Genomic DNA, 19,255 nt, shown 5'->3' on the forward strand with positions numbered 1-19,255 from the left:
TGACCCGCTTGACGGCTAGCGCCGTCGGAGACCCTTGCAATGCCAGATCAAGATGTACGCCTGCAACACCTGAAAGTTTGGCTCGATGAGCAGCTTCCGCGTTTATTTGAGGCCCAGGGCTGGGGCCCGATTCCCCCGGCCACGTTGACTGCCGCCAGTAGCGACGCCAGTTTCCGTCGCTACTTTCGCTGGGAGGGGGACGACCGAACTTTTATTGTCATGGACGCGCCGCCGCCCCAGGAAAACTGCAAACCCTTCGTGGATATCGCTCATTTATTGAGCGGGTCGGGCATTAATGTTCCGAAAATTTATGCCGAAGACCTGAATCAGGGCTTTCTTTTGTTGAATGACCTGGGTCGTCAGACCTACCTGGATGTCATCGACGAGCAAAACGCCGATCGGCTGTTCATGGAGGCAATCGACGCACTGCTCGCCTACCAGCAACTGCCGATGGACGCGCCGTTGCCGAGTTACGACGTGGCACTGCTGCGCCGCGAGCTGGAGCTGTTTCCTGAGTGGTACGTGAAGCGTCATCTGGGCGTCGAGTTTGACCAGGCCCAGCAGGCCAGTTGGCAGGCAGTCAGCGATCTGCTGATCGAAAGCGCGCTGGCCCAGCCAAAGGTGCTGGTGCACCGTGACTACATGCCGCGCAACCTGATGCTCAGTGAACCGAACCCTGGCGTGCTGGATTTTCAGGACGCGGTGTACGGCCCGGTCACCTACGACATCACCTGCCTGTTCAAGGATGCATTCCTGAGTTGGCCGGAGGAGCGTGTAGCGACCTGGCTCGAACTGTATTGGAACAAGGCCGCTGCGGCGGGCATCCCGGTGCAGGGCGAATTCGATGAATTCCGGCGTGCCAGCGATTTGATGGGCGTGCAGCGGCATTTGAAGGTGATCGGTATTTTCGCCCGCATCTGCCACCGTGATGGCAAGTCACGCTACGTCGCCGATGTGCCGCGCTTCTTCTCTTATATAGAAGCGGTGTTGGTGCGACGCCCGGAGCTGGTTGAACTGAGTAATCTGCTGACCAGCCTTGGCCATACAAAACCGACACAGGCAAAACCAGCATCTGTTGTGTAACGGAATGGACTGCAATTGAAGAGGGACTGCACGTGAAGATTGTCTTGATGAGGGCCGCATGAAAGCGATGATTCTGGCGGCGGGTAAAGGCGAGCGCCTGCGCCCGTTGACCCTGCACACGCCCAAACCGCTGGTGCGAGCCGGCGGTGTTCCACTGATTGAATATCACCTGCGCGCGATCAAATCGGCAGGTTTTGAAGACGTCGTGATCAACCACGCGTGGTTGGGCCAGCAGATCGAAAATCATGTGGGCGACGGTCACCAGTGGGGTCTGAATATCTCCTACTCCCCTGAGGGCGAACCGCTGGAGACGGGCGGCGGGATCTTTCGTGCGCTGCCGCTGCTGGGCGACGAGCCGTTTCTGGTGGTCAACGGAGACATCTGGGTCGATTTCGATTTCAGCGTGTTGATGAAGCCGCTCAAGGGGCTCGCCCATCTGGTGCTGGTGGACAACCCGCCGCATCACCCCGGCGGGGATTTTGCGCTGGTCGACGGGCAAGTTCACAACGATGCTGATCAGCCGCGCCTGACCTACAGCGGTATCGCGGTGCTGCATCCGCAACTTTTCGCGGGCTGCACCGAAGGCGCGTTCAAGCTGGCGCCTCTGTTGCGTGACGCCATGGCGAAAGGCCTAGTGACCGGCGAACGTTTTGCCGGCCGCTGGGTGGATGTCGGTACCCATGAGCGACTGGCCGAAGTCGAGCAGATCCTTGCGGTGAAGCCCTAGATGCTGTGGCCATTCACGGTGGTTGGCGGTGGCGTCGGGTATCTGATTGCCAGCATTCCCGGCGCCATGCTCGGCGCGCTTCTGGGGCAGGCGCTTGATCGGCGGCTGCATTTCCGGAGCTGGGCGGAGATGCGCGAGCGTGCCAATGGCCGCACCGTGCCGCGCGACGACGAGCTTATTTTCATTCTGCTGGGGCGTCTGGCGAAGAGCGATGGCCGTGTGGTCGACGGGCACATTCAGCAGGCGCGCGTGGAAATGCGCCGACTGGACCTCAGCGAGGCAGCGCAGCGGCGGGCCATTCAGGCGTTCAATCGGGGCAAGGACGGGCGCGACAATTTGCGCGTCCACCTGACGCGCCTGAAAACCCAGCCCCACGCCGCAGAAGGTTTGTTGCGCGCCTGTTGGCGCATGGCGTGGGCGGATGGCAGGGCGTCGCGCACCGAGCGCGAATTGATTGTGCAGTGGGGCAAATGGCTGGGCTGGCCGCCAGGCAAAGTCGAAGGCTTATCCTCCACCGAAGACGAGCAGCGTTCGCGGGGTGCTCCCGCCAGCAGTGGCGGCGAGTTTCAGGACGCGCTGCGTTTGCTGGGCGTGAAAGCGGATGCGGAACCAGCGCAGATCAAGCGCGCTTACCGTCGATTGCTCAGTCGCCATCACCCGGACAAGATCGCTGGCAGTGGCGCCAATCAGATACAGGTGCGTGATGCCACCGAGAAAACCCGCGAGCTGCACCACGCCTACGCGGTCATTCGCGATCGGCGCGGGTTTCGCTGAGGCTCTGGGTCTGGATGCTGCCCGCAGCATGGGCAGCGTCGAAGGCGGAAATGGTTACTTTGCGGCGTCACCCTCCAGCCAACCCCGAACCCGACGAAACAATTGATCTTGCTCCATCGCGGGATTGCCGGGAATGGCGCTCAACGCCACTTGGGTGAACCTGGCGTTCTTGTTTCGTTTGCTGGCATCCAGGCGGTCTTGTGCCTGCTGACGCGGCACCGAACGGTCCTTGTTGACGAAGTCGGCCGTCGGGACTTTCAGCGTGGGCAGCAGCGCCATCAGCGACGGCGTTTCCTTGCCGGTGTCTACGGCCGTGACCATGACCAGGCGTTGAACGGCTGGCGAGGGCCGCTCGCTCATGTAACGCGCCGCCCAATAAGCGCCGCTGCCGTGACCGAGGAGGACGATGCTCCGGGCTTTGTTCTGCTGGGCGAAGGTCACGGCGCTGTCGATCCGGGTAAAGATTTTCTCGGCGCTGGCCTTGGCCATCTCGGCTTGGGCAGCTGCCTGTTCGGCGGCCGCTGCGGCCTCCGCTTCAGCAGTGGCTGCAGGATCCGGTGCCTTGACCGGCGCGTCCTTGGGTTTATCACCCGTAGAGGCCGCAGCCGGAGCATCCGCAGCGCGCGCGAATACGCCGTCATTGTGAGCGTCCGGCATGCTCAGACTGAGGCTGGACCACCCGACGTCCGGCAACTTGCGGCGCAACGGTGCCACCGCAGTCGGCCAGTCTGCTGACTCATCGGCCCCCGGCACGATGATCACCGCGCCTTTGGGCTCGTCGACATTCGCCGGTTTCCACAACGCCAGAAACGTCTCGTCGCCCGCCTGCAACTGCTGTTGCTCGGCTTGTGGCACCTGACGCTCCAGCGCCAGGGTGTCTTCTTCAGTGCGCGACGGCAATGCCGCTCGCTCGACTGGCGCTTCAGCAGGCTTGGCGTCTTTGTCCGGCGCCGGATCCGCAGCCATGACGAGCGACGAGCAAGGTAGTATCAGCGTCAGGCACAGCGCAGGAAAGAGTGCGCGAAGGGTGTAGGACATCGAATATTCCAAAGGCCGGAAACAATTCCGGCAGACTAATGGGTTGACGGCGGTTTGTCAGGCCAGGCAATCGCCGCGTCTCAGCGAGCGACAGACACAGAGCATGATCGGCATGGGATTCAGGGAAATGGAGACGACAGTTTGAGAATCCGTGCGCTGTGCCTTCGGGTTATCGGCGATACCCGCGCGCTCTTGATCGGCCTGATGCTGATCGTGTTGCCAATGTCGCACTACGCCGTCGCCTCGCCCACGCAGGCCGACCCCTTGAGCCGCGAGCAGCGTGACTGGTTGACTCAGCGCGGGCAGTTGCGCGTGGGGCTCGTCCTTCAAACGCCTTACGCCCAGCTCGATCGTCGTGCGCAGCAGTTGTCCGGCGCGAACGTCGACCTCATTAATCTCATGGCGAAGACCCTTCAGGTGGAGCTGCTGTGGCGCAGTTATGCCGATCAGGGCGAGCTCGAAAAAGCCTTGGCCGACGGCCAGATCGACTTCGCGCCGGGCCTGACCCAGACGCCCGCCGGCTTGCGCCTGTGGCTGTATTCCGATCCGTACATGCGCGTTCCGCAACTGATCGTTGGCGAACGTGACGGCGCCGGCGCGGTGGATCTGGAGAAGCTCGACGGCCAGGTGCGCGTCGCTGTGCGCATGCCCAGCGCCACCGCTGACTACCTGCGCAGCAATTACACCCACCTCAATCTGCAAGGCGTGCCGCTGGAGCGTCAGGCGTTGCAGCTCTTGCTCAGTCAGCAGGCGCGATACGCCGTGATCGATGAGGCGCAACTCAGCCGTCTGTCCCGCGAAGCCGAGTTTGCCGGGCTCGCCGTGGTTGGCGACATTGGCTTCCCGCAGCTGCTGCGCGTGGCCTCCCGACGTGACACGCCGCAGCTCGCCGAGATTATCAGCCAGGCATTGAGCGCCATTCCGGCCCGGGATCTCGAACAACTGCATACGCAGTGGCTTCAACCCAAATACCCGCAGATCAGTGAATCGCCTGGGCTGTGGAAGAACATCGCGCTGCTGCTGTTGGTCCTGCTCCTCGCCAGCGCGGCGATTGTTTACTGGCAGCGCAAACAACAGCAGCAACTGGAGAAACAATTACTCGCCGCCCGGGATGACATCGCCAGGCGTCTGGCAGGGGAGGAGGCATTGCGGCTGGCGCAGTTCTCCATCGATCAGAGCACCGTCGGCATTCTCTGGGTCAATTGGGACAGCCACGTGCGCTACGCCAATCAGGCCGCCGAAACCATGTTGGGTTATGCGCCGGGTGGAGTGGTGGACCGGCCGCTGATTGATTTCGAGCCGGGGCTGAACATGGATCGCTGGCTCAATCTGTGGAAAACCGCGCGCTCCAGCGAGGAAGGGCCGCAGAACTACGAAAGCAATTGCGTGCGCGCCGATGGCAGCATCCTGCCTGCCGATGTGTCGCTGAGCTTCCTGCGTTTTCGCGACGCCGAGTACCTGGTGGTGTTCATCACCGACGTGACCGAACGGCGGCGGTCCCTCGCCGCGCTGCAGGAGAGCGAGGCGCGCTTGCAGGTGCTGGCCGAGCAGTTGCGCGAGCTGTCGGCGCACCTGGAAACCGTGCGCGAAGAAGAAAAGGCCCGAATCGCCCGGGAAGTCCACGACGAGTTGGGTCAGATGCTGACCGTGCTCAAGCTGGAAACGTCCATGTGTGAACTGGCCTACGCCGATCTTGACCCTGGCTTGCGTGATCGATTGAACAGCATGAAGCGCCTGATTGCGCAGTTGTTCCAGTTGGTGCGAGACGTGGCGACCGCCCTGCGGCCACCGATTCTCGATGCAGGCATTGCGTCGGCCATTGAATGGCAGGCCCGGCGCTTCGAAGCACGCACCCAGATTCCCTGCCTGGTGCAGGTACCGGACAACCTGCCCAGCCTGCCGGACGCAACGGCCATCGGGCTGTTTCGCATTCTTCAGGAGTCGCTGACCAACGTCATGCGCCATGCCGAAGCGCATACGGTCGAGCTGAGCCTGACGCTGAGCGATGGCGTGCTGTGCATGCGCATCGCCGACGACGGCAAGGGTTTCGATCAGCACGCAGAACGTCCGGCGTCGTTCGGCCTGGTGGGCATGCGCGAGCGGGTTCTGATCATGGGCGGGCAATTGCATCTGGACACCTTGCCCGGAGAAGGCACAACCTTGCGCATCCACATTCCGCTGGACCCGGTCGCTGAGGAGCACGTGCATTGATTCGCGTATTGGTTGCCGAAGACCACACGATTGTCCGCGAGGGCATCAAACAGCTGATCGGCCTGGCGAAGGATCTGCAAGTGGTCGGAGAGGCCAGCAATGGCGAGCAGTTGCTGGAGGCTTTGCGCCACATCCCGTGCGAGGTCGTGCTGCTGGATATTTCCATGCCGGGCGTCAATGGCCTGGAGGCGATCCCGAGAATTCGCGCGCTGAACAATCCGCCCGCGATTCTGGTGCTGTCGATGCACGATGAAGCGCAAATGGCCGCGCGGGCCTTGAAGGTAGGCGCCGCCGGCTACGCGACCAAAGACAGCGACCCTGCGTTGCTGCTGACGGCGATCCGGCGGGTGGCTGCGGGCGGGCGTTATATCGACCCGGACCTGGCCGATCGCATGGTGTTTGAGGTCGGTCTGACGGACAGCCGGCCGTTGCACTCATTGTTGTCCGAGCGCGAGTTCTCGGTGTTCGAGCGCCTGGCCCAGGGCGCGAACGTCAACGACATCGCCCAGCAACTGGCGCTGAGCAGCAAGACCATCAGCACCCACAAGGCGCGCCTGATGCAAAAGCTGAAAATCAATTCGCTGGCCGAGCTGGTGAAGTATGCGATGGAGCACAAGTTGGTTTGATTGCGTGTCTAAAAACGACTTCCTGTGGTGCTTCGTAAAACGCTATCGCGAGCAAGCTCACTCCTACAGGTTATTGCGATCCCCCTGTAGGAGTGAGCTTGCTCGCGAAGACGCCAGACCAGGCCATAAATAACTTCCGGGCGACATACCTATCCCCGCCATCCCTGTAGGGCAATCCCTACCCGAAACCTTCCACCCCACCTAGGTCATTCTCTCTCACGCCCCGATTTGCGCGGCCTTCAGGCTCATCTATGTTTGATCCCTACGGTGGATCAAACAAAGGTGTGGGCAATGAGCAACGTCGATTCAAGCGCTGGGGCGAGTGATGTTCTGGTCAGCTTTCGCGGTGTGCAAAAGAGCTACGACGGCGAAGCCCTGATCGTCAAAGACCTCAACCTGGATATTTGCAAAGGCGAATTCCTCACCCTGCTCGGGCCGTCCGGCTCCGGCAAAACCACTAGCCTGATGATGCTCGCCGGGTTCGAGACGCCAACCGCCGGCGAGATCCTGCTGGCCGGCCGCTCGATCAACAATGTGCCGCCGCACAAGCGCGACATCGGCATGGTGTTCCAGAACTACGCGCTGTTCCCGCACATGACGGTCGCCGAGAACCTCGCGTTCCCGCTGTCGGTGCGCGGCATGAGCAAGACCGACGTCGCCGAAAAGGTCAAACGTGCCCTCGACATGGTGCAGCTCGGCACCTTCGCCCATCGCTACCCCGCGCAGTTGTCGGGTGGTCAGCAACAACGTGTCGCGCTGGCCCGCGCGTTGGTCTTCGAACCGCAGCTGGTACTGATGGACGAACCCCTCGGTGCGCTCGACAAGCAACTGCGCGAACACATGCAGATGGAAATCAAGCACCTGCACCAGCGCCTGGGCGTGACCGTCGTCTACGTCACCCACGATCAGGGCGAAGCGCTGACCATGTCTGACCGCGTCGCGGTATTCCATCAGGGCGAAATCCAGCAGATCGCCCCGCCGCGCACCCTCTACGAAGAACCGAAAAACACCTTCGTCGCCAACTTCATCGGCGAGAACAACCGCATCAACGGCACCTTGCTCAGCCAGAGCGGCGACCGTTGTGTAGTGGGCCTGGCACGCGGCGAAAAAGTCGAAGCGCTGGCGATCAACGTCGGCGCCACCGGCAGCCCGGTCACGCTCTCTATTCGTCCCGAGCGCGTAAACCTCAACGGCCGCAGCGAGAGTTGCGTCAACCGCTTCTCCGGCCGTGTTGCCGAATTCATCTACCTGGGCGACCACGTGCGAGTGCGCCTGGAAGTGGCCGGTAAAACCGATTTCTTCGTCAAGCAGCCCATCGCCGAGCTGGATCCGGCGCTGAGCGTTGGCGATGTCGTGCCCATTGGATGGCAGGTCGAGCACGCGCGCGCGCTGGACCCGTTGCTGGATGCACATTGATACACCCGCGTTACGCGTCAACCGAAGAACCCAGAGGCGAGCCAAATCGCCCCATCGCTTAACCAACATTGTTCGTGGAGAGAAAAACTGATGCTCAAGACATTGAAGCTCACCGCCTTATCGGTCGGCATGATGTGCGCGGCGCAAGCCATGGCAGCGGACCTGACGGTCATTTCCTTCGGTGGCGCGAACAAGGCGGCCCAGGAAAAGGCCTTCTATGCGCCGTGGGAAAAAGCCGGCAACGGCAAGATCATCGCTGGCGAATACAACGGTGAGATGGCCAAGGTCAAAGCCATGGTCGACACCAAGAGCGTGACCTGGGACCTGGTGGAGGTGGAATCGCCAGAGCTGTCCCGTGGCTGTGACGAAGACATGTTCGAGTCGCTGGCCTCGGTCGATCTCGGCAACAAGGACAACTACGTCAAGGGCGCCATTTCTGAGTGCGGCGTAGGCTTCTTCGTCTGGTCCACCGTGCTGGCCTACAACGCCGACAAGCTGAAATCCGCACCAACCGGTTGGGCTGATTTCTGGGACACCGAGAAATTCCCGGGCAAACGTGGCCTGCGCAAGGGCGCCAAATACACCCTGGAATTCGCCCTGATGGCCGACGGCGTTGCGCCGAAAGACGTCTACAAAGTGCTGGCGACCAAGGAAGGCCAGGACCGCGCCTTCAAGATGCTCGACAAGCTCAAGCCAAGCATTCAGTGGTGGGAAGCGGGCGCACAGCCGCCTCAATATCTGCAATCGGGCGACGTCGTGATGAGCTCGGCCTACAACGGTCGCATCGCTGCCGTGCAGAAAGAGAGCAACCTGAAAGTGGTCTGGACCGGCGGCGTGTATGACTTCGACGCATGGGCCATTCCGAAGGGCGCAAAAAACGCCGAAGAAGCGAAGAAGTTCATCGCTTACTCCCTCAAGCCAGAGCAGCAGAAGACCTATTCCGAAAACATCGCCTACGGCCCGGCCAATACTGGCGCGGTCCCATTGCTGAGCGCTGACACCCTGAAAAACATGCCGACCACCCCTGAGAACATCAAGGATCAGGTGCAGATCGACGTGAAATTCTGGGCCGACTTCGGTGAGTCGCTGGAACAGCGCTTCAACTCTTGGGCCGCCAAATAAGAGCACTGCCCAGTAAGCGCTTCGTTGTGAGTTAGATCCGGGTGCGTCGTCTGACCTGTCTGAAAGCAGGGCAGAGGACGCGCTCTTTGTTCAAAGATTTCGGAGTTCACTATGGCCATCGCCGTGCCCCTGACTGAAGGCGCCAGCCCGACCCTGAAGCAACGCCTGGCCCGTGCCGAGCGCGTCAATCGCTGGAAGGCTCAGGCGTTGATCGCGCCATTGGTGATCTTCCTGTTGCTGGTGTTTCTCGTGCCGATCGCGGCACTGCTCTACAAAAGCGTCAGCAACCCGGAAGTGGTGGGTGGCATGCCGCTCACTGTGGTCGAAGTGGCGAAATGGGACGGCAAGGGGCTGCCGCCGGACGCGGTGTACAAAGCCGCGAGCCAGGACCTGGCCGAAGCGCGCAAGAATCAGACCCTGGGCGATTTGTCCAAACGCTTGAACCAGGAGTTGGCGGGCTACCGCAGCTTGTTGGCGAAAACCGCCCGCGCCATGCCCTTCAAGGAAGAGCCGGCCTCTTATAAGGAAGCGCTGGAAGCCGTCGATGAACGCTGGGGCGATCCTGCGTATTGGCAGGCGATCCGCCGCAACACCTCAAGCTTTACCCCCTATTACTTGCTGGCCGCTGTCGACCATCGCATTGATGACCTCGGTGAAGTGGCGCCCGCGACGCCCGATCAGGCGATTTACATCGACATCTTCGCCCGCACTTTCTGGATGGGCCTGGTGATCACCGTGATCTGCCTGCTGCTGGCGTATCCGCTGGCGTACCTGTTGGCCAATCTGCCTGCGCGGCAGAGCAACCTGTTAATGATTCTGGTCCTGCTGCCCTTCTGGACGTCGATCCTGGTGCGCGTCGCCGCCTGGATTGTGTTGCTGCAATCGAGCGGCCTGATCAACGGCGCGCTGATGGCCATGGGCATCATCGATAAACCGCTGGAATTGGTGTTCAACCGGGTCGGCGTTTACATCTCGATGGTGCACATCATGCTGCCGTTCATGATCCTGCCCATCTACAGCGTGATGAAAGGCATCTCGCCGACCTACATGCGCGCCGCGATCTCCCTGGGCTGCAACCCGTTCGCGAGTTTCTGGCGCGTGTATTTCCCGCAGACCTACGCCGGTGTCGGCGCGGGCTGTCTGTTGGTGTTCATTCTCGCCATCGGTTACTACATCACCCCGGCGCTGCTGGGCAGCCCGAACGATCAGATGGTCAGTTATTTTGTGGCGTTCTACACCAACACCAGCATCAACTGGGGCATGGCGACGGCGCTGGGCGGGTTGTTGCTGCTGGCGACCGTCGTGCTGTACCTGATCTATAACTGGCTGGTCGGCGCCAGCCGCCTGCGTCTGAGCTGAGGAGAACGACCATGTTGAGCCCTTATTCCTCGCCCATCGAGCGGGTCTGGCATTACACGCTGCGCACGCTGTGCGGGTTGATTCTGCTGTTTCTAGTGCTGCCGGTGCTGGTGATCGTGCCGCTGTCGTTTAACTCCGGCAGCTTTCTGGTCTACCCGCTGCAGGGGTTTTCTCTGCACTGGTATCAGGACTTTTTCGGCTCGGCAGAGTGGATGCGCGCCCTGAAGAACAGCCTGATCGTCGCGCCAGCCGCCACGGTGCTGGCGATGGGGTTCGGGACGTTGGCGGCCATCGGTCTGACGCGCAGCAACTTCCCCGGCAAGGCGCTGGTAATGGCGCTGGTTATTTCGCCGATGGTGGTGCCGGTGGTGATTGTCGGGGTGGCGAGCTACCTGTTTTTTGCGCCGCTGGGGCTGGGCAACAGCTATATCTCGCTGATCCTGGTGCACGCCGTGCTGGGTGTGCCGTTCGTGATCATTACGGTGTCGGCCACGTTGCAGGGCTTCAATTACAACTTGGTGCGCGCAGCGGCGAGTCTGGGCGCTTCGCCCACCACAGCGTTTCGGCGTGTGACCCTGCCGCTGATTGCACCGGGTGTGATCTCCGGGGCGCTGTTCGCCTTCGCGACCTCGTTCGATGAAGTGGTGGTCACGCTGTTTCTAGCAGGCCCGGGCCAGGCGACCTTGCCCCGGCAGATGTTCAGCGGCATCCGCGAAAACCTCAGCCCGACGATTGCCGCCGCCGCCACCTTGCTCATCGGCTTCTCAGTGGTGCTGCTGCTGGTGCTGGAATGGCTGCGTGGTCGCAGCGAGAAACTGCGCACGGCGGTGGAATGATCAATCCCCGCCGCAGGAACTGACCGGGCCGCGAATGGTAGGACCGGTTTTAGCCGAAAATGCGTCGGGTGCCGCGCCGCAAAATTGATAGCGCACACAAGGGCCTCTTCCCGGCTGAAGACGGTCCTACACATGCACCGCATGCTTTTTGTGGGACCGGCTTTAGCCGGGAAGGCGGCCTGCGTCACACTGCAAAATGGACGGTGTACACGCGGGCCTCTTCCCGGCTAAAGCCGGTCCCACAAATGCCATCTAACTCCCCCGCTTCACCGCAAAACTGACGCATCCCACGATCCGGTCTATGTTTCACTCACCGCATGCTGACCCTGCCTTGTAAAAGAGCCACGTCTCCAACAACAACGTAAAGGACGAGCCCGATGAGTGTTTCTGCCTTCAAAATCGCCAACAAACTGATCACCGGCCCGGCTGCCATCGAGCAGTTGTCGGCCGAGCTGACCCGGCTCAACGTTCAAAACCCGCTGATCGTCACCGACGCAATCCTGGTCAAATCCGGAACGGTAGATCTCGCGCTAGCCCAATTGGGCGGCCGTCGGTATGGCTTGTTTGATCAGGTCAAACCCGAGCCAGAAATCTCTATCGTTGAAGACTGCACCCGGGCCTACCGGGACGGCGGTCACGACGGCCTGATCGGCGTGGGCGGCGGCAGTGCTATCGACATCGCCAAAGGCGTCGCCGCGTTCGCCAGCCACGAAGGGCCGCTGGCCGGGTTATTCGGGGTTGATCTGGTCAAGCGCAAAGGCCCGCCACTGATTGCCATCCCGACCACCGCGGGCACCGGTTCGGAAGTCACCAACGTGGCGATCTTTTCGGACAAACAGGCTCAGCTGAAAAAAGGCATCGTCAGCGATTATCTGTTGCCCGACGTCGCGCTGGTCAGCCCGTTGATGACCCTGACCTGTCCGCGCAGCGTTACGGCAGCCAGCGGAGTCGATGCCCTGGTGCACGCCATCGAGGCATACCTTTCGGTGAATGCTTCGCCGATCACCGACGCTATCGCGTTGGGCGCCATCAAGCTGATCGTCAAAGCGCTGCCCAAGGCCTACGCCAATCCGTCCAGCTTGCAAGCGCGAGAAGACATGGCCACCGCCAGTCTCATGGCCGGCATGGCGTTCGGCAATGCCGGGGTTGGCGCGGTGCATGCGCTGGCGTATCCGCTGGGAGGGCGTTTCAACATCGCTCACGGCGTCAGCAACGCACTGCTGCTGCCCTACGTGATGGAATGGAACAAACTGGCCTGCGTCGAACGGATGCGCGACATTGCCGACGCGATGGGCGTCCGCGTCGCACATTTAGGCGACAGGGACGCCGCCGATCTGGCCGTGAAAGCCATGGCCGACTTGTGCGCAGCGGTGGAAATCCCGTCTGGCCTGCGCAGCTTCAATGTGCCCGAAGACGCCATTTCCGCGATGGCTGAGGAGGCCAGCAAGATCGATCGCCTCATGCGCAACAACCCGCGGAAACTGACCGCCGCCGACATCGAGAAAATCTACCGCGCGGCCTATTGATCCGGCTGGCCAGGCCAGGAACGTCAACCGCGACGACGGGCCAGCAACCAGCCGACGGTCAGCGTCAGGCCGGCGAGCACCATTAGCGTGGTACGTGGCCGTTGCTGGGTGAAGGTCGCCACTTCGTCCAGCAGATCGCCGTAACGTTCCTGCAGCTCACCCGCCGCTTGACGCGCCTTGCCTTCCATTTGGGTGCGCTCGTCACCGGTCAGGTTGCCGAAGACGTCTTGGGCCTTGCCGGCGGCTTGTTCCAGAACGCCTTTCACTTGTTCGCTTTTCATATCTTGGCTCCAGGAAATGAGTATCAGTGATGAATATCTCGCTGACCCAGACGGGGCAGCCACACTGATAGCGTAGAGCCCGGGCATCACTCCATGAAGGTGACTATGCACCAGAGGCACTGGCGCATTTGCATCACTCAGCGTTTGCTTTTGCCCTGATTGGCGAACAGGTTTCGCTCCCTAGCCCAGACAATGGCTTCCGCCCGGCTGTGCACGTCGAGCTTGGAATACACCGTCGCGACATGGTTGCGAATGGTGTTGAGCGCCAGGTTCAACCGTGCAGCGATCTCTTTGTCCGCCAGCCCCTCACAGATCAAACCCAGCACATCCCGCTCGCGAGCGGTCAGGTCGGTGAATGAAGCGCTGGGCATCTGTCGACTGTTGACCCGCTTGGCATTGGCCAGCTTTTCGATCAGCGTCTGGCTGAACCATGAGGCGTCCTGCATCACTGTTTCGATGGCCTCCACCAGCTCAAGCTCGGATCGCTTGCGCTCGGTAATGTCCATCAGTACGAAGAGGTAGCAGGCGTTGTCCTGAATCGTCACCGTGTCAGCGGCCAGCATGCAGTCCAGCGACTCGCTGCCTTTCTTGCGGACCTTCAGATCGAGCCCGTCGACGCGGCCGGTGGTTTCCAGGACGTTGAACAACCCGTCCATCACCGCGCCGTCCTCGATGAAGCCTAACTCCGCGACAGTCCGGCCAATCAGCTCCTGGGGGGTGTAACCGAGTGTGCTGAAGAACGCCTCGTTAGCTTCGACGATCTGTTGCCGATCAGCTGTACACACCAGTGTCGGCACCGGCGTCAGCTTGAACGCTTTGGCAAAACGCTCTTCGCTCTGGCGCAGCGCGGTTTCGGCTTTGCGTCTCGGCTCAAGGTCGGTGAACGAAAACAGCATGCAATCTTCTTCGTTCATGTCCAGCGGCTGCCCGGCGACGATGACCAGTTTGGTACCGCCCTCCGGCAACTTCAGCTCAGCCTGCATCTGCGGGATGGTCGCGCCCTGATTCAGACGCTCGATGGCAAGGTCCTTGCGCTCGGCATTTTCCAGCACGTCCACCTCGTACGCCGAGCGGCCAATCACGTTCTCTCTCGAGTGCCCGGTCATTTCCAGAAAGCCCTGATTGACCTTGATGAAGCGTAGATCACTCAGGCGGCAGATCACGGCGGGGGCGGGGTTGGCGTTGAAGGTCTTTTCGAAGCGCTGCTCGGCGCCGGCCCACTCCGTCGCGTCGGCGAGGATCAGCACCAGCGATTCGGGAGTGCCGGTGCTGTCTTCAAGCACCATGCTGCGGACGCGATGGACCCAGCTGCGGTCCTCTTCTTCACCGATCTTGCTGACCTCGATGAGCACGTCGCTGAACACCTCGCCTGCCGCCACGCGGCTGATCGGATATTGGTCAACGTCCAGCGGATGATTGTTGCGATAACGCAGGGAAAACTTTTCGCGATAGGCCTCGCCGTTGGCGCCCAGTTCGCTGATCTCTTCGACCCCGTGCATCAGCAGCGCCGCTTCGTTGGCCCAGATGATGGTCTGATCGACCTCCACCAGCATCACCCCGTCCGACAGACCCGAGATGATCTGCTGCAACTGGCGGCGGTTGGTTTCTCTGGCGAGGATGGCCTCTGACATGCTTGCTCTCCTGACGTCTCAATGCGGTCGGGCTTCGGTCAGCCGGGCGCTCCACGCTATCGGACCGGCTGGCAAAAGCTTAGTGCTGCAGCTTAGTGCAGCCGTGCTTGCGAGGGTCGGTGCGAATGCACCAGCCGAAGCGGTGCAAATGCGCCATCACATCTCTCAACGCGCTGATCAAACTGGTTTCACGTCTCATAAGACGCGGTGAGTCCGCCCTCGCAGGCTCGCCCTTATCAACGCAGGTGGTGCATTTGCACTGATACGTCGGTTGCACGCCTGATGTGCACCCCCTGCACCAGAGGAAATTTTCATGGCTTCGACCTACGCAACATCTGCTGTTCTGGGCAGCGCTTCGCCGTTTCGAGTGTCTTGGGGATCGGTGTTCGCTGGTGCGGCAATCACGCTGGTGACCTATCTGGTGCTCAGCGTGCTTGGCACGGCGATCGGCGCGGGCGCGCTTGATCCGATGGCTCAAGGCAACCCGCTCAGCGGTTTCGGCAAGGGCGCCGGCGCCTGGTTGTTTATCAGTACCCTGGTGGCCATTGCCGCCGGTGCCTGGGTGTCGGGTCGTACTGCGCCGGACCGTGGTGGTCTGCATGGTTTGCTCAGCTGGACGGTCAGCACGTTGCTTACCACCTGGCTCCTCGCGTCGCTGGCCGGCTCGCTCGTCGGCACTGCCGGCAACATCGCCGGCAAGGGTATTTCCCTGGCGGCCGACGGCGTGGCTGCTGCCGCACCCGGTGTGGGCCAGAGCATCAAGCAACAGCTGGATAAGAACGGCATCAGCCTGGATTGGGACAGCCTGAAATCACAGCTGGACACTACGCTCAAGCAGTCCGGCAAGCCAGAGCTCGATCCTTCGAAGCTGGATCAGAAAGCTGACGTGGCTGGCGCCGATGCCAAGCAGACTGCAGAGCAGGCGTCTACCGATCCAACCCAGGCCGGCGATCAGTTGAAGCAGTGGTTTGATCGCGTCCAGAAAGCCGGCGAACCGGCCTTGAACGCTGCCGACAAGGACGCGCTGGTCAACATCGTTGCGGCCCGCACCGGCAAGAGCAAAGCCGAGGCGCAGCAGATCGTCGACAACTATGCCCAGGCCTATCAGCAAGCCGCGGCCAAAGTGGCGGAGCTCAAGCAGCAAGCTGAGCAACAGGCCCGTGAAGCGGCGGATGTCGCGGCCAAGCAGGTCGCCAAGGCGGCGTGGGGCACGTTCTTCATGCTGATCATCGGCGCGGCGTTGAGCTTTGGTCTGGCCCGTTATGCCCTGAGCTCGCGTCCTCGTCTGCTGGTCGAGACCGTGTAAGGTTTCAGCCGTCTCTTTTGATTCTGAATCCCTGAATCAAGCCTGGGCCCGGTGCGCAATGCTGTCGCACCGGGCCTTGTGCCGTTGACGCACCCTGAGTCACGCCGCTCGGATCACTCTCGTGCGACCCAACGCACGTTTCAAACTCTTGGAGTACAATGCGCGCCACCGTGATTTCGCTCATAAAAGGTGCGTCATGCAGCCCTTCGCTATTGCTCCTTCGATTCTGTCCGCCGATTTCGCCCGCCTGGGAGAGGAAGTCGACAACGTCCTGGCCGCTGGCGCCGACATCGTCCACTTCGACGTCATGGACAACCACTACGTCCCCAACCTGACGATCGGACCGATGGTCTGCGCGGCATTGCGCAAATACGGCATCACCGCGCCCATCGACGTTCACCTGATGGTCAGCCCGGTGGATCGCATCATCGGCGACTTCATCGAAGCCGGAGCAACCTTCATCACCTTCCACCCGGAAGCAACCCAGCACATCGACCGCTCTCTGCAACTGATCCGCGAAGGCGGCTGCAAGGCGGGTCTGGTGTTCAACCCTGCGACCCCGCTGAACCTGCTCGAATACGTCATGGACAAGGTCGACATGATCCTGCTCATGAGCGTCAACCCGGGCTTCGGCGGTCAGAAATTCATCCCCGGCACGATCAACAAGCTGCGCGAGGCCCGCGCGCTCATTGACGCGTCCGGTCGCGACATCCGTCTGGAGATCGACGGCGGCGTCAACGTCAACAACATCCGCGAGATCGCCGCAGCCGGTGCCGACACCTTCGTCGCAGGCTCGGCCATTTTCAACGCGCCTGATTACCGCGAAGTCATTGCGAAGATGCACGCAGAACTGGCGTTGGCCCGTTGACCAGCGGCTTCGAGCAGCTGTTTCCGGGCCGACTGCCCAAGCTGATCATGTTCGACCTCGACGGCACGCTGGTCGACTCGGTGCCGGATCTGGCTGCAGCTGTGGATAAAACCTTGATCCAGCTTGGCCGGCCGCCGGCAGGAATCGAACGGGTACGTGACTGGATCGGCAACGGTGTGCGCGTGCTGGTACGCCGCGCGTTGGCGAACGGCATGGATCACACCGCCGTGGATGAAGAGTCCACGGAGGCTGCGCTGGCGATTTTCATGGAGGCCTACAGCGGCAGGCACGCGCTGACCAAGGTCTACCCTGGCGTGCGGGAAACCCTGAAATGGCTGCAGAAGATGGGCGTCGAGATGGCGCTGATCACCAACAAGCCGGAGCGCTTTGTTGCGCCGTTGCTGGATGACCTAAAGCTCGGCCGGTTCTTTCGCTGGATCGTGGGTGGCGACACGCTGCCGCAGCAGAAACCCGACCCGGCGGCGCTGTTCTTTGTCATGAAAATGGCCGGCGTACCGGGGTCGCAGTCACTGTTCGTGGGTGACTCGCGCAACGACGTGCTGGCGGCGAAAGCGGCGGGTGTGGCCTGTGTGGCGTTGAGTTACGGCTACAACCACGGACGCCCGATCGCGGAAGAGTCACCGGCACTGGTCATCGACGATTTGCGCATGCTGATTCCGGGCAGTTCTGCCGGTTGCTTAGCGCAAGGCGCTGAGATAACGTTGCCCGACCTCAAGTCTCCCTCCTTTAGAGAATCCATCGTGGTGGTCACTCGCAAACTCTGGATGAAAGTCATCAAGGCCCTGGCCCGCTGGCGTTGGCGCGCCTGACTTGAATCTGGCCGGAATCCCGGCGCGTTTGCATCCCTGACCGTTTTCCCTCAGACCACGAGGCTGATATGACCCGCGAAGAATTCCTGCGTTTGGCCGCTGAAGGCTACAACCGCATTCCCCTTGCCTACGAAACCCTGGCCGACTTCGATACGCCGCTGTCGATCTATCTGAAGCTGGCTGACGAGCCCAACTCCTATCTGCTTGAGTCGGTGCAGGGCGGGGAGAAGTGGGGGCGTTATTCGATCATCGGGCTGCCATGCCGCACCGTCATGCGCGTGCATGACCATACCGTCAGCGTGACCCACGACCGCGTCGAGATCGAGCGCCTGGAAGTCAAAGACCCGCTGGACTTCGTCGAGACCTTCAAGGCCCGCTATAACGTTCCGACCATCGCCGGTCTGCCACGCTTCAATGGCGGCCTGGTGGGCTACTTCGGTTATGACTGCGTGCGTTATGTAGAGCCGCGTCTGGGCAAGTGCCCCAATCCTGATCCGTTGGGCGTGCCGGATATTCTGCTGATGGTGTCCGATGCCGTAGTGGTGTTCGATAACCTGGCCGGCAAGATGCACGCGATCGTCCTCGTCGATCCGGCTGAGCTTGAAGCCTACGAAGATGGCCTGGTGCGACTCGAAGCGTTGATGGAGAAATTGCGCCAGCCGATCACGCCCCGTCGTGGGCTGGACCTGACCCGTCCGCAGGCGGCGGATCCGGTGTTCCGTTCCAGCTTCACCCAGTCGGATTATGAAAAAGCCGTCGACACCATCAAGGAATACATCCTGGCGGGCGATTGCATGCAGGTCGTACCGTCCCAGCGCATGTCCATCGACTTCAGCGCCGCCCCGATCGACCTGTATCGCGCGCTGCGGTGCTTCAATCCGACGCCGTACATGTACTTCTTCAACTTCGGCGACTTCCATGTCGTCGGCAGTTCGCCGGAAGTGCTGGTGCGGGTCGAAGACAACTTGATCACCGTGCGCCCGATTGCCGGGACGCGTCCCCGTGGCGCCACCGAAGAAGAAGATCACGCGCTGGAAGTCGATCTGCTGTCCGATGACAAAGAGATCGCCGAGCACCTGATGCTCATCGACCTGGGACGCAACGACACCGGGCGCGTTTCGGAAGTCGGCTCGGTGAAGCTCACCGAGAAGATGGTCATCGAGCGTTATTCGAATGTCATGCACATCGTGTCCAACGTCACCGGTCAGCTGAAAAGCGGCCTGACTGCGATGGATGCGCTGCGGGCCATCTTGCCGGCGGGCACGTTGTCGGGCGCGCCGAAGATTCGTGCGATGGAAATCATCGACGAGCTGGAGCCGGTCAAGCGTGGTGTGTACGGCGGCGCCGTGGGCTACTTTGCCTGGAACGGCAACATGGACACCGCGATTGCCATTCGTACCGCGGTGATCAAGAACGGCGAGCTGCACGTGCAGGCCGGTGGCGGGATTGTCGCCGACTCTGTGCCAGCGCTGGAGTGGGAAGAAACCCTCAACAAGCGCCGCGCGATGTTCCGAGCGGTAGCCCTGGCGCAGCAGACGCCTGAGGCTTGATGGTTGGTCTGCTCATGAAAACGGCGCCCGGGGCGCCGTTTTTTATGCCGAACACAAATCCGTTGTAGGAG

General features: G+C 61.4%; 17 protein-coding genes. 14 read left to right on the top strand and 3 right to left on the bottom strand.

Annotation, left to right across the window (positions count from 1 at the left end):
- Nucleotides 1–39 precede the first annotated feature (39 nt).
- The 3 genes from IFT47_RS14295 to IFT47_RS14305 are packed head-to-tail and all read left to right on the top strand — an operon-like array spanning nt 40 to nt 2,584.
- Nucleotides 40–1,083, top strand: a complete 1,044-nt coding sequence (locus IFT47_RS14295; RefSeq protein ID WP_192173101.1) for an aminoglycoside phosphotransferase family protein — start codon at nt 40–42, stop codon at nt 1,081–1,083.
- A gap of 58 nt (nt 1,084–1,141) precedes the next feature.
- Nucleotides 1,142–1,810, top strand: coding sequence for an N-acetylmuramate alpha-1-phosphate uridylyltransferase MurU (gene murU / locus IFT47_RS14300; protein WP_192173100.1), 669 nt, complete (start codon nt 1,142–1,144; stop codon nt 1,808–1,810).
- Nucleotides 1,811–2,584, top strand: a complete 774-nt coding sequence (locus IFT47_RS14305; RefSeq protein ID WP_192173099.1) for a DnaJ domain-containing protein — start codon at nt 1,811–1,813, stop codon at nt 2,582–2,584.
- 54 nt (nt 2,585–2,638) lie between these two features.
- Here IFT47_RS14305 and IFT47_RS14310 read toward each other — a convergent pair whose 3' ends face one another.
- Nucleotides 2,639–3,622 (bottom strand): alpha/beta hydrolase family protein, encoded by a 984-nt coding sequence (locus tag IFT47_RS14310; protein ID WP_192173098.1) that lies wholly within the window; start codon nt 3,620–3,622, stop codon nt 2,639–2,641.
- Between the two features lie 222 nt (nt 3,623–3,844).
- Between IFT47_RS14310 and IFT47_RS14315 the strand changes: the two genes are divergently transcribed.
- From IFT47_RS14315 to IFT47_RS14345, 7 genes are all read left to right on the top strand, one after another.
- On the top strand, nt 3,845–5,833 hold the full coding sequence (locus IFT47_RS14315) for a PAS domain-containing sensor histidine kinase (protein ID WP_407073238.1): 1,989 nt from the start codon (nt 3,845–3,847) through the stop codon (nt 5,831–5,833).
- A complete protein-coding gene (locus IFT47_RS14320; RefSeq protein ID WP_122536572.1) occupies nt 5,830–6,459 on the top strand; it encodes a response regulator in 630 nt (209 codons plus the stop codon). Before IFT47_RS14315 ends, IFT47_RS14320 begins: the two co-directional genes overlap by 4 nt.
- A 291-nt stretch (nt 6,460–6,750) precedes the next feature.
- Nucleotides 6,751–7,875 carry an ABC transporter ATP-binding protein gene (locus IFT47_RS14325; RefSeq protein ID WP_192173097.1) on the top strand — a complete coding sequence of 375 codons (1,125 nt, stop codon included), beginning with the start codon at nt 6,751–6,753 and terminating at the stop codon, nt 7,873–7,875.
- Nucleotides 7,876–7,965: 90 nt separating this feature from the next.
- The gene (locus IFT47_RS14330; protein WP_108121131.1) at nt 7,966–8,997 is read left to right on the top strand and encodes a polyamine ABC transporter substrate-binding protein; all 1,032 of its coding nucleotides are present in this window, start codon (nt 7,966–7,968) and stop codon (nt 8,995–8,997) included.
- Between the two features lie 111 nt (nt 8,998–9,108).
- Nucleotides 9,109–10,356 (top strand): ABC transporter permease, encoded by a 1,248-nt coding sequence (locus tag IFT47_RS14335; RefSeq protein ID WP_192173096.1) that lies wholly within the window; start codon nt 9,109–9,111, stop codon nt 10,354–10,356.
- An 11-nt stretch (nt 10,357–10,367) separates the two neighbouring features.
- Nucleotides 10,368–11,192, top strand: a complete 825-nt coding sequence (locus tag IFT47_RS14340) for an ABC transporter permease (protein WP_065991348.1) — start codon at nt 10,368–10,370, stop codon at nt 11,190–11,192.
- Between the two features lie 377 nt (nt 11,193–11,569).
- On the top strand, nt 11,570–12,718 hold the full coding sequence (locus IFT47_RS14345) for an iron-containing alcohol dehydrogenase (protein ID WP_192173095.1): 1,149 nt from the start codon (nt 11,570–11,572) through the stop codon (nt 12,716–12,718).
- A gap of 23 nt (nt 12,719–12,741) precedes the next feature.
- On the opposite strand, the gene IFT47_RS14350 is transcribed toward IFT47_RS14345, so the two are convergent.
- Both IFT47_RS14350 and IFT47_RS14355 read right to left on the bottom strand, forming a co-directional pair.
- Entirely contained in the window at nt 12,742–12,999 is a 258-nt protein-coding gene (locus IFT47_RS14350; RefSeq protein WP_122536577.1) for a CsbD family protein, read from the bottom strand.
- A gap of 137 nt (nt 13,000–13,136) precedes the next feature.
- Entirely contained in the window at nt 13,137–14,630 is a 1,494-nt protein-coding gene (locus IFT47_RS14355) for a helix-turn-helix transcriptional regulator (protein WP_192173094.1), read from the bottom strand.
- A 313-nt stretch (nt 14,631–14,943) separates the two neighbouring features.
- Here IFT47_RS14355 and IFT47_RS14360 point away from each other — a divergent pair, with 313 nt between their 5' ends.
- The 4 genes from IFT47_RS14360 to trpE all read left to right on the top strand — a co-directional run bounded on the left by IFT47_RS14360 (nt 14,944) and on the right by trpE (nt 19,184).
- Entirely contained in the window at nt 14,944–15,936 is a 993-nt protein-coding gene (locus IFT47_RS14360) for a hypothetical protein (protein ID WP_192173093.1), read from the top strand.
- Nucleotides 15,937–16,132: 196 nt separating this feature from the next.
- Nucleotides 16,133–16,804 carry a ribulose-phosphate 3-epimerase gene (rpe, locus tag IFT47_RS14365; protein ID WP_122536580.1) on the top strand — a complete coding sequence of 224 codons (672 nt, stop codon included), beginning with the start codon at nt 16,133–16,135 and terminating at the stop codon, nt 16,802–16,804.
- 47 nt (nt 16,805–16,851) lie between these two features.
- On the top strand, nt 16,852–17,634 hold the full coding sequence (locus IFT47_RS14370; RefSeq protein WP_192173235.1) for a phosphoglycolate phosphatase: 783 nt from the start codon (nt 16,852–16,854) through the stop codon (nt 17,632–17,634).
- Nucleotides 17,635–17,702: 68 nt separating this feature from the next.
- Complete coding sequence (gene trpE / locus IFT47_RS14375; RefSeq protein WP_192173092.1) at nt 17,703–19,184, top strand: anthranilate synthase component I; 1,482 nt, start codon at nt 17,703–17,705, stop codon at nt 19,182–19,184.
- Nucleotides 19,185–19,255: the final 71 nt, after the last annotated feature.

This window comes from Pseudomonas sp. CFBP 13711 (assembly GCF_014842265.1).
Taxonomy (GTDB): domain Bacteria; phylum Pseudomonadota; class Gammaproteobacteria; order Pseudomonadales; family Pseudomonadaceae; genus Aquipseudomonas.

Bases quoted from the DNA above. Each gene is read 5' to 3' on its own strand.
- murU (WP_192173100.1), top strand. From the start codon at position 1,142: ATGAAAGCGATGATTCTGGCGGCGGGTAAAGGCGAGCGCCTGCGCCCG.
- IFT47_RS14345 (WP_192173095.1), top strand. From the start codon at position 11,570: ATGAGTGTTTCTGCCTTCAAAATCGCCAACAAACTGATCACCGGCCCG.
- IFT47_RS14335 (WP_192173096.1), top strand. From the start codon at position 9,109: ATGGCCATCGCCGTGCCCCTGACTGAAGGCGCCAGCCCGACCCTGAAG.
- IFT47_RS14310 (WP_192173098.1), bottom strand. From the start codon at position 3,622: ATGTCCTACACCCTTCGCGCACTCTTTCCTGCGCTGTGCCTGACGCTG.
- IFT47_RS14360 (WP_192173093.1), top strand. From the start codon at position 14,944: ATGGCTTCGACCTACGCAACATCTGCTGTTCTGGGCAGCGCTTCGCCG.
- IFT47_RS14330 (WP_108121131.1), top strand. From the start codon at position 7,966: ATGCTCAAGACATTGAAGCTCACCGCCTTATCGGTCGGCATGATGTGC.
- IFT47_RS14315 (WP_407073238.1), top strand. From the start codon at position 3,845: ATGTCGCACTACGCCGTCGCCTCGCCCACGCAGGCCGACCCCTTGAGC.
- IFT47_RS14295 (WP_192173101.1), top strand. From the start codon at position 40: ATGCCAGATCAAGATGTACGCCTGCAACACCTGAAAGTTTGGCTCGAT.
- IFT47_RS14350 (WP_122536577.1), bottom strand. From the start codon at position 12,999: ATGAAAAGCGAACAAGTGAAAGGCGTTCTGGAACAAGCCGCCGGCAAG.
- IFT47_RS14355 (WP_192173094.1), bottom strand. From the start codon at position 14,630: ATGTCAGAGGCCATCCTCGCCAGAGAAACCAACCGCCGCCAGTTGCAG.
- IFT47_RS14305 (WP_192173099.1), top strand. From the start codon at position 1,811: ATGCTGTGGCCATTCACGGTGGTTGGCGGTGGCGTCGGGTATCTGATT.
- trpE (WP_192173092.1), top strand. From the start codon at position 17,703: ATGACCCGCGAAGAATTCCTGCGTTTGGCCGCTGAAGGCTACAACCGC.
- IFT47_RS14340 (WP_065991348.1), top strand. From the start codon at position 10,368: ATGTTGAGCCCTTATTCCTCGCCCATCGAGCGGGTCTGGCATTACACG.
- IFT47_RS14325 (WP_192173097.1), top strand. From the start codon at position 6,751: ATGAGCAACGTCGATTCAAGCGCTGGGGCGAGTGATGTTCTGGTCAGC.
- IFT47_RS14370 (WP_192173235.1), top strand. From the start codon at position 16,852: ATGTTCGACCTCGACGGCACGCTGGTCGACTCGGTGCCGGATCTGGCT.
- rpe (WP_122536580.1), top strand. From the start codon at position 16,133: ATGCAGCCCTTCGCTATTGCTCCTTCGATTCTGTCCGCCGATTTCGCC.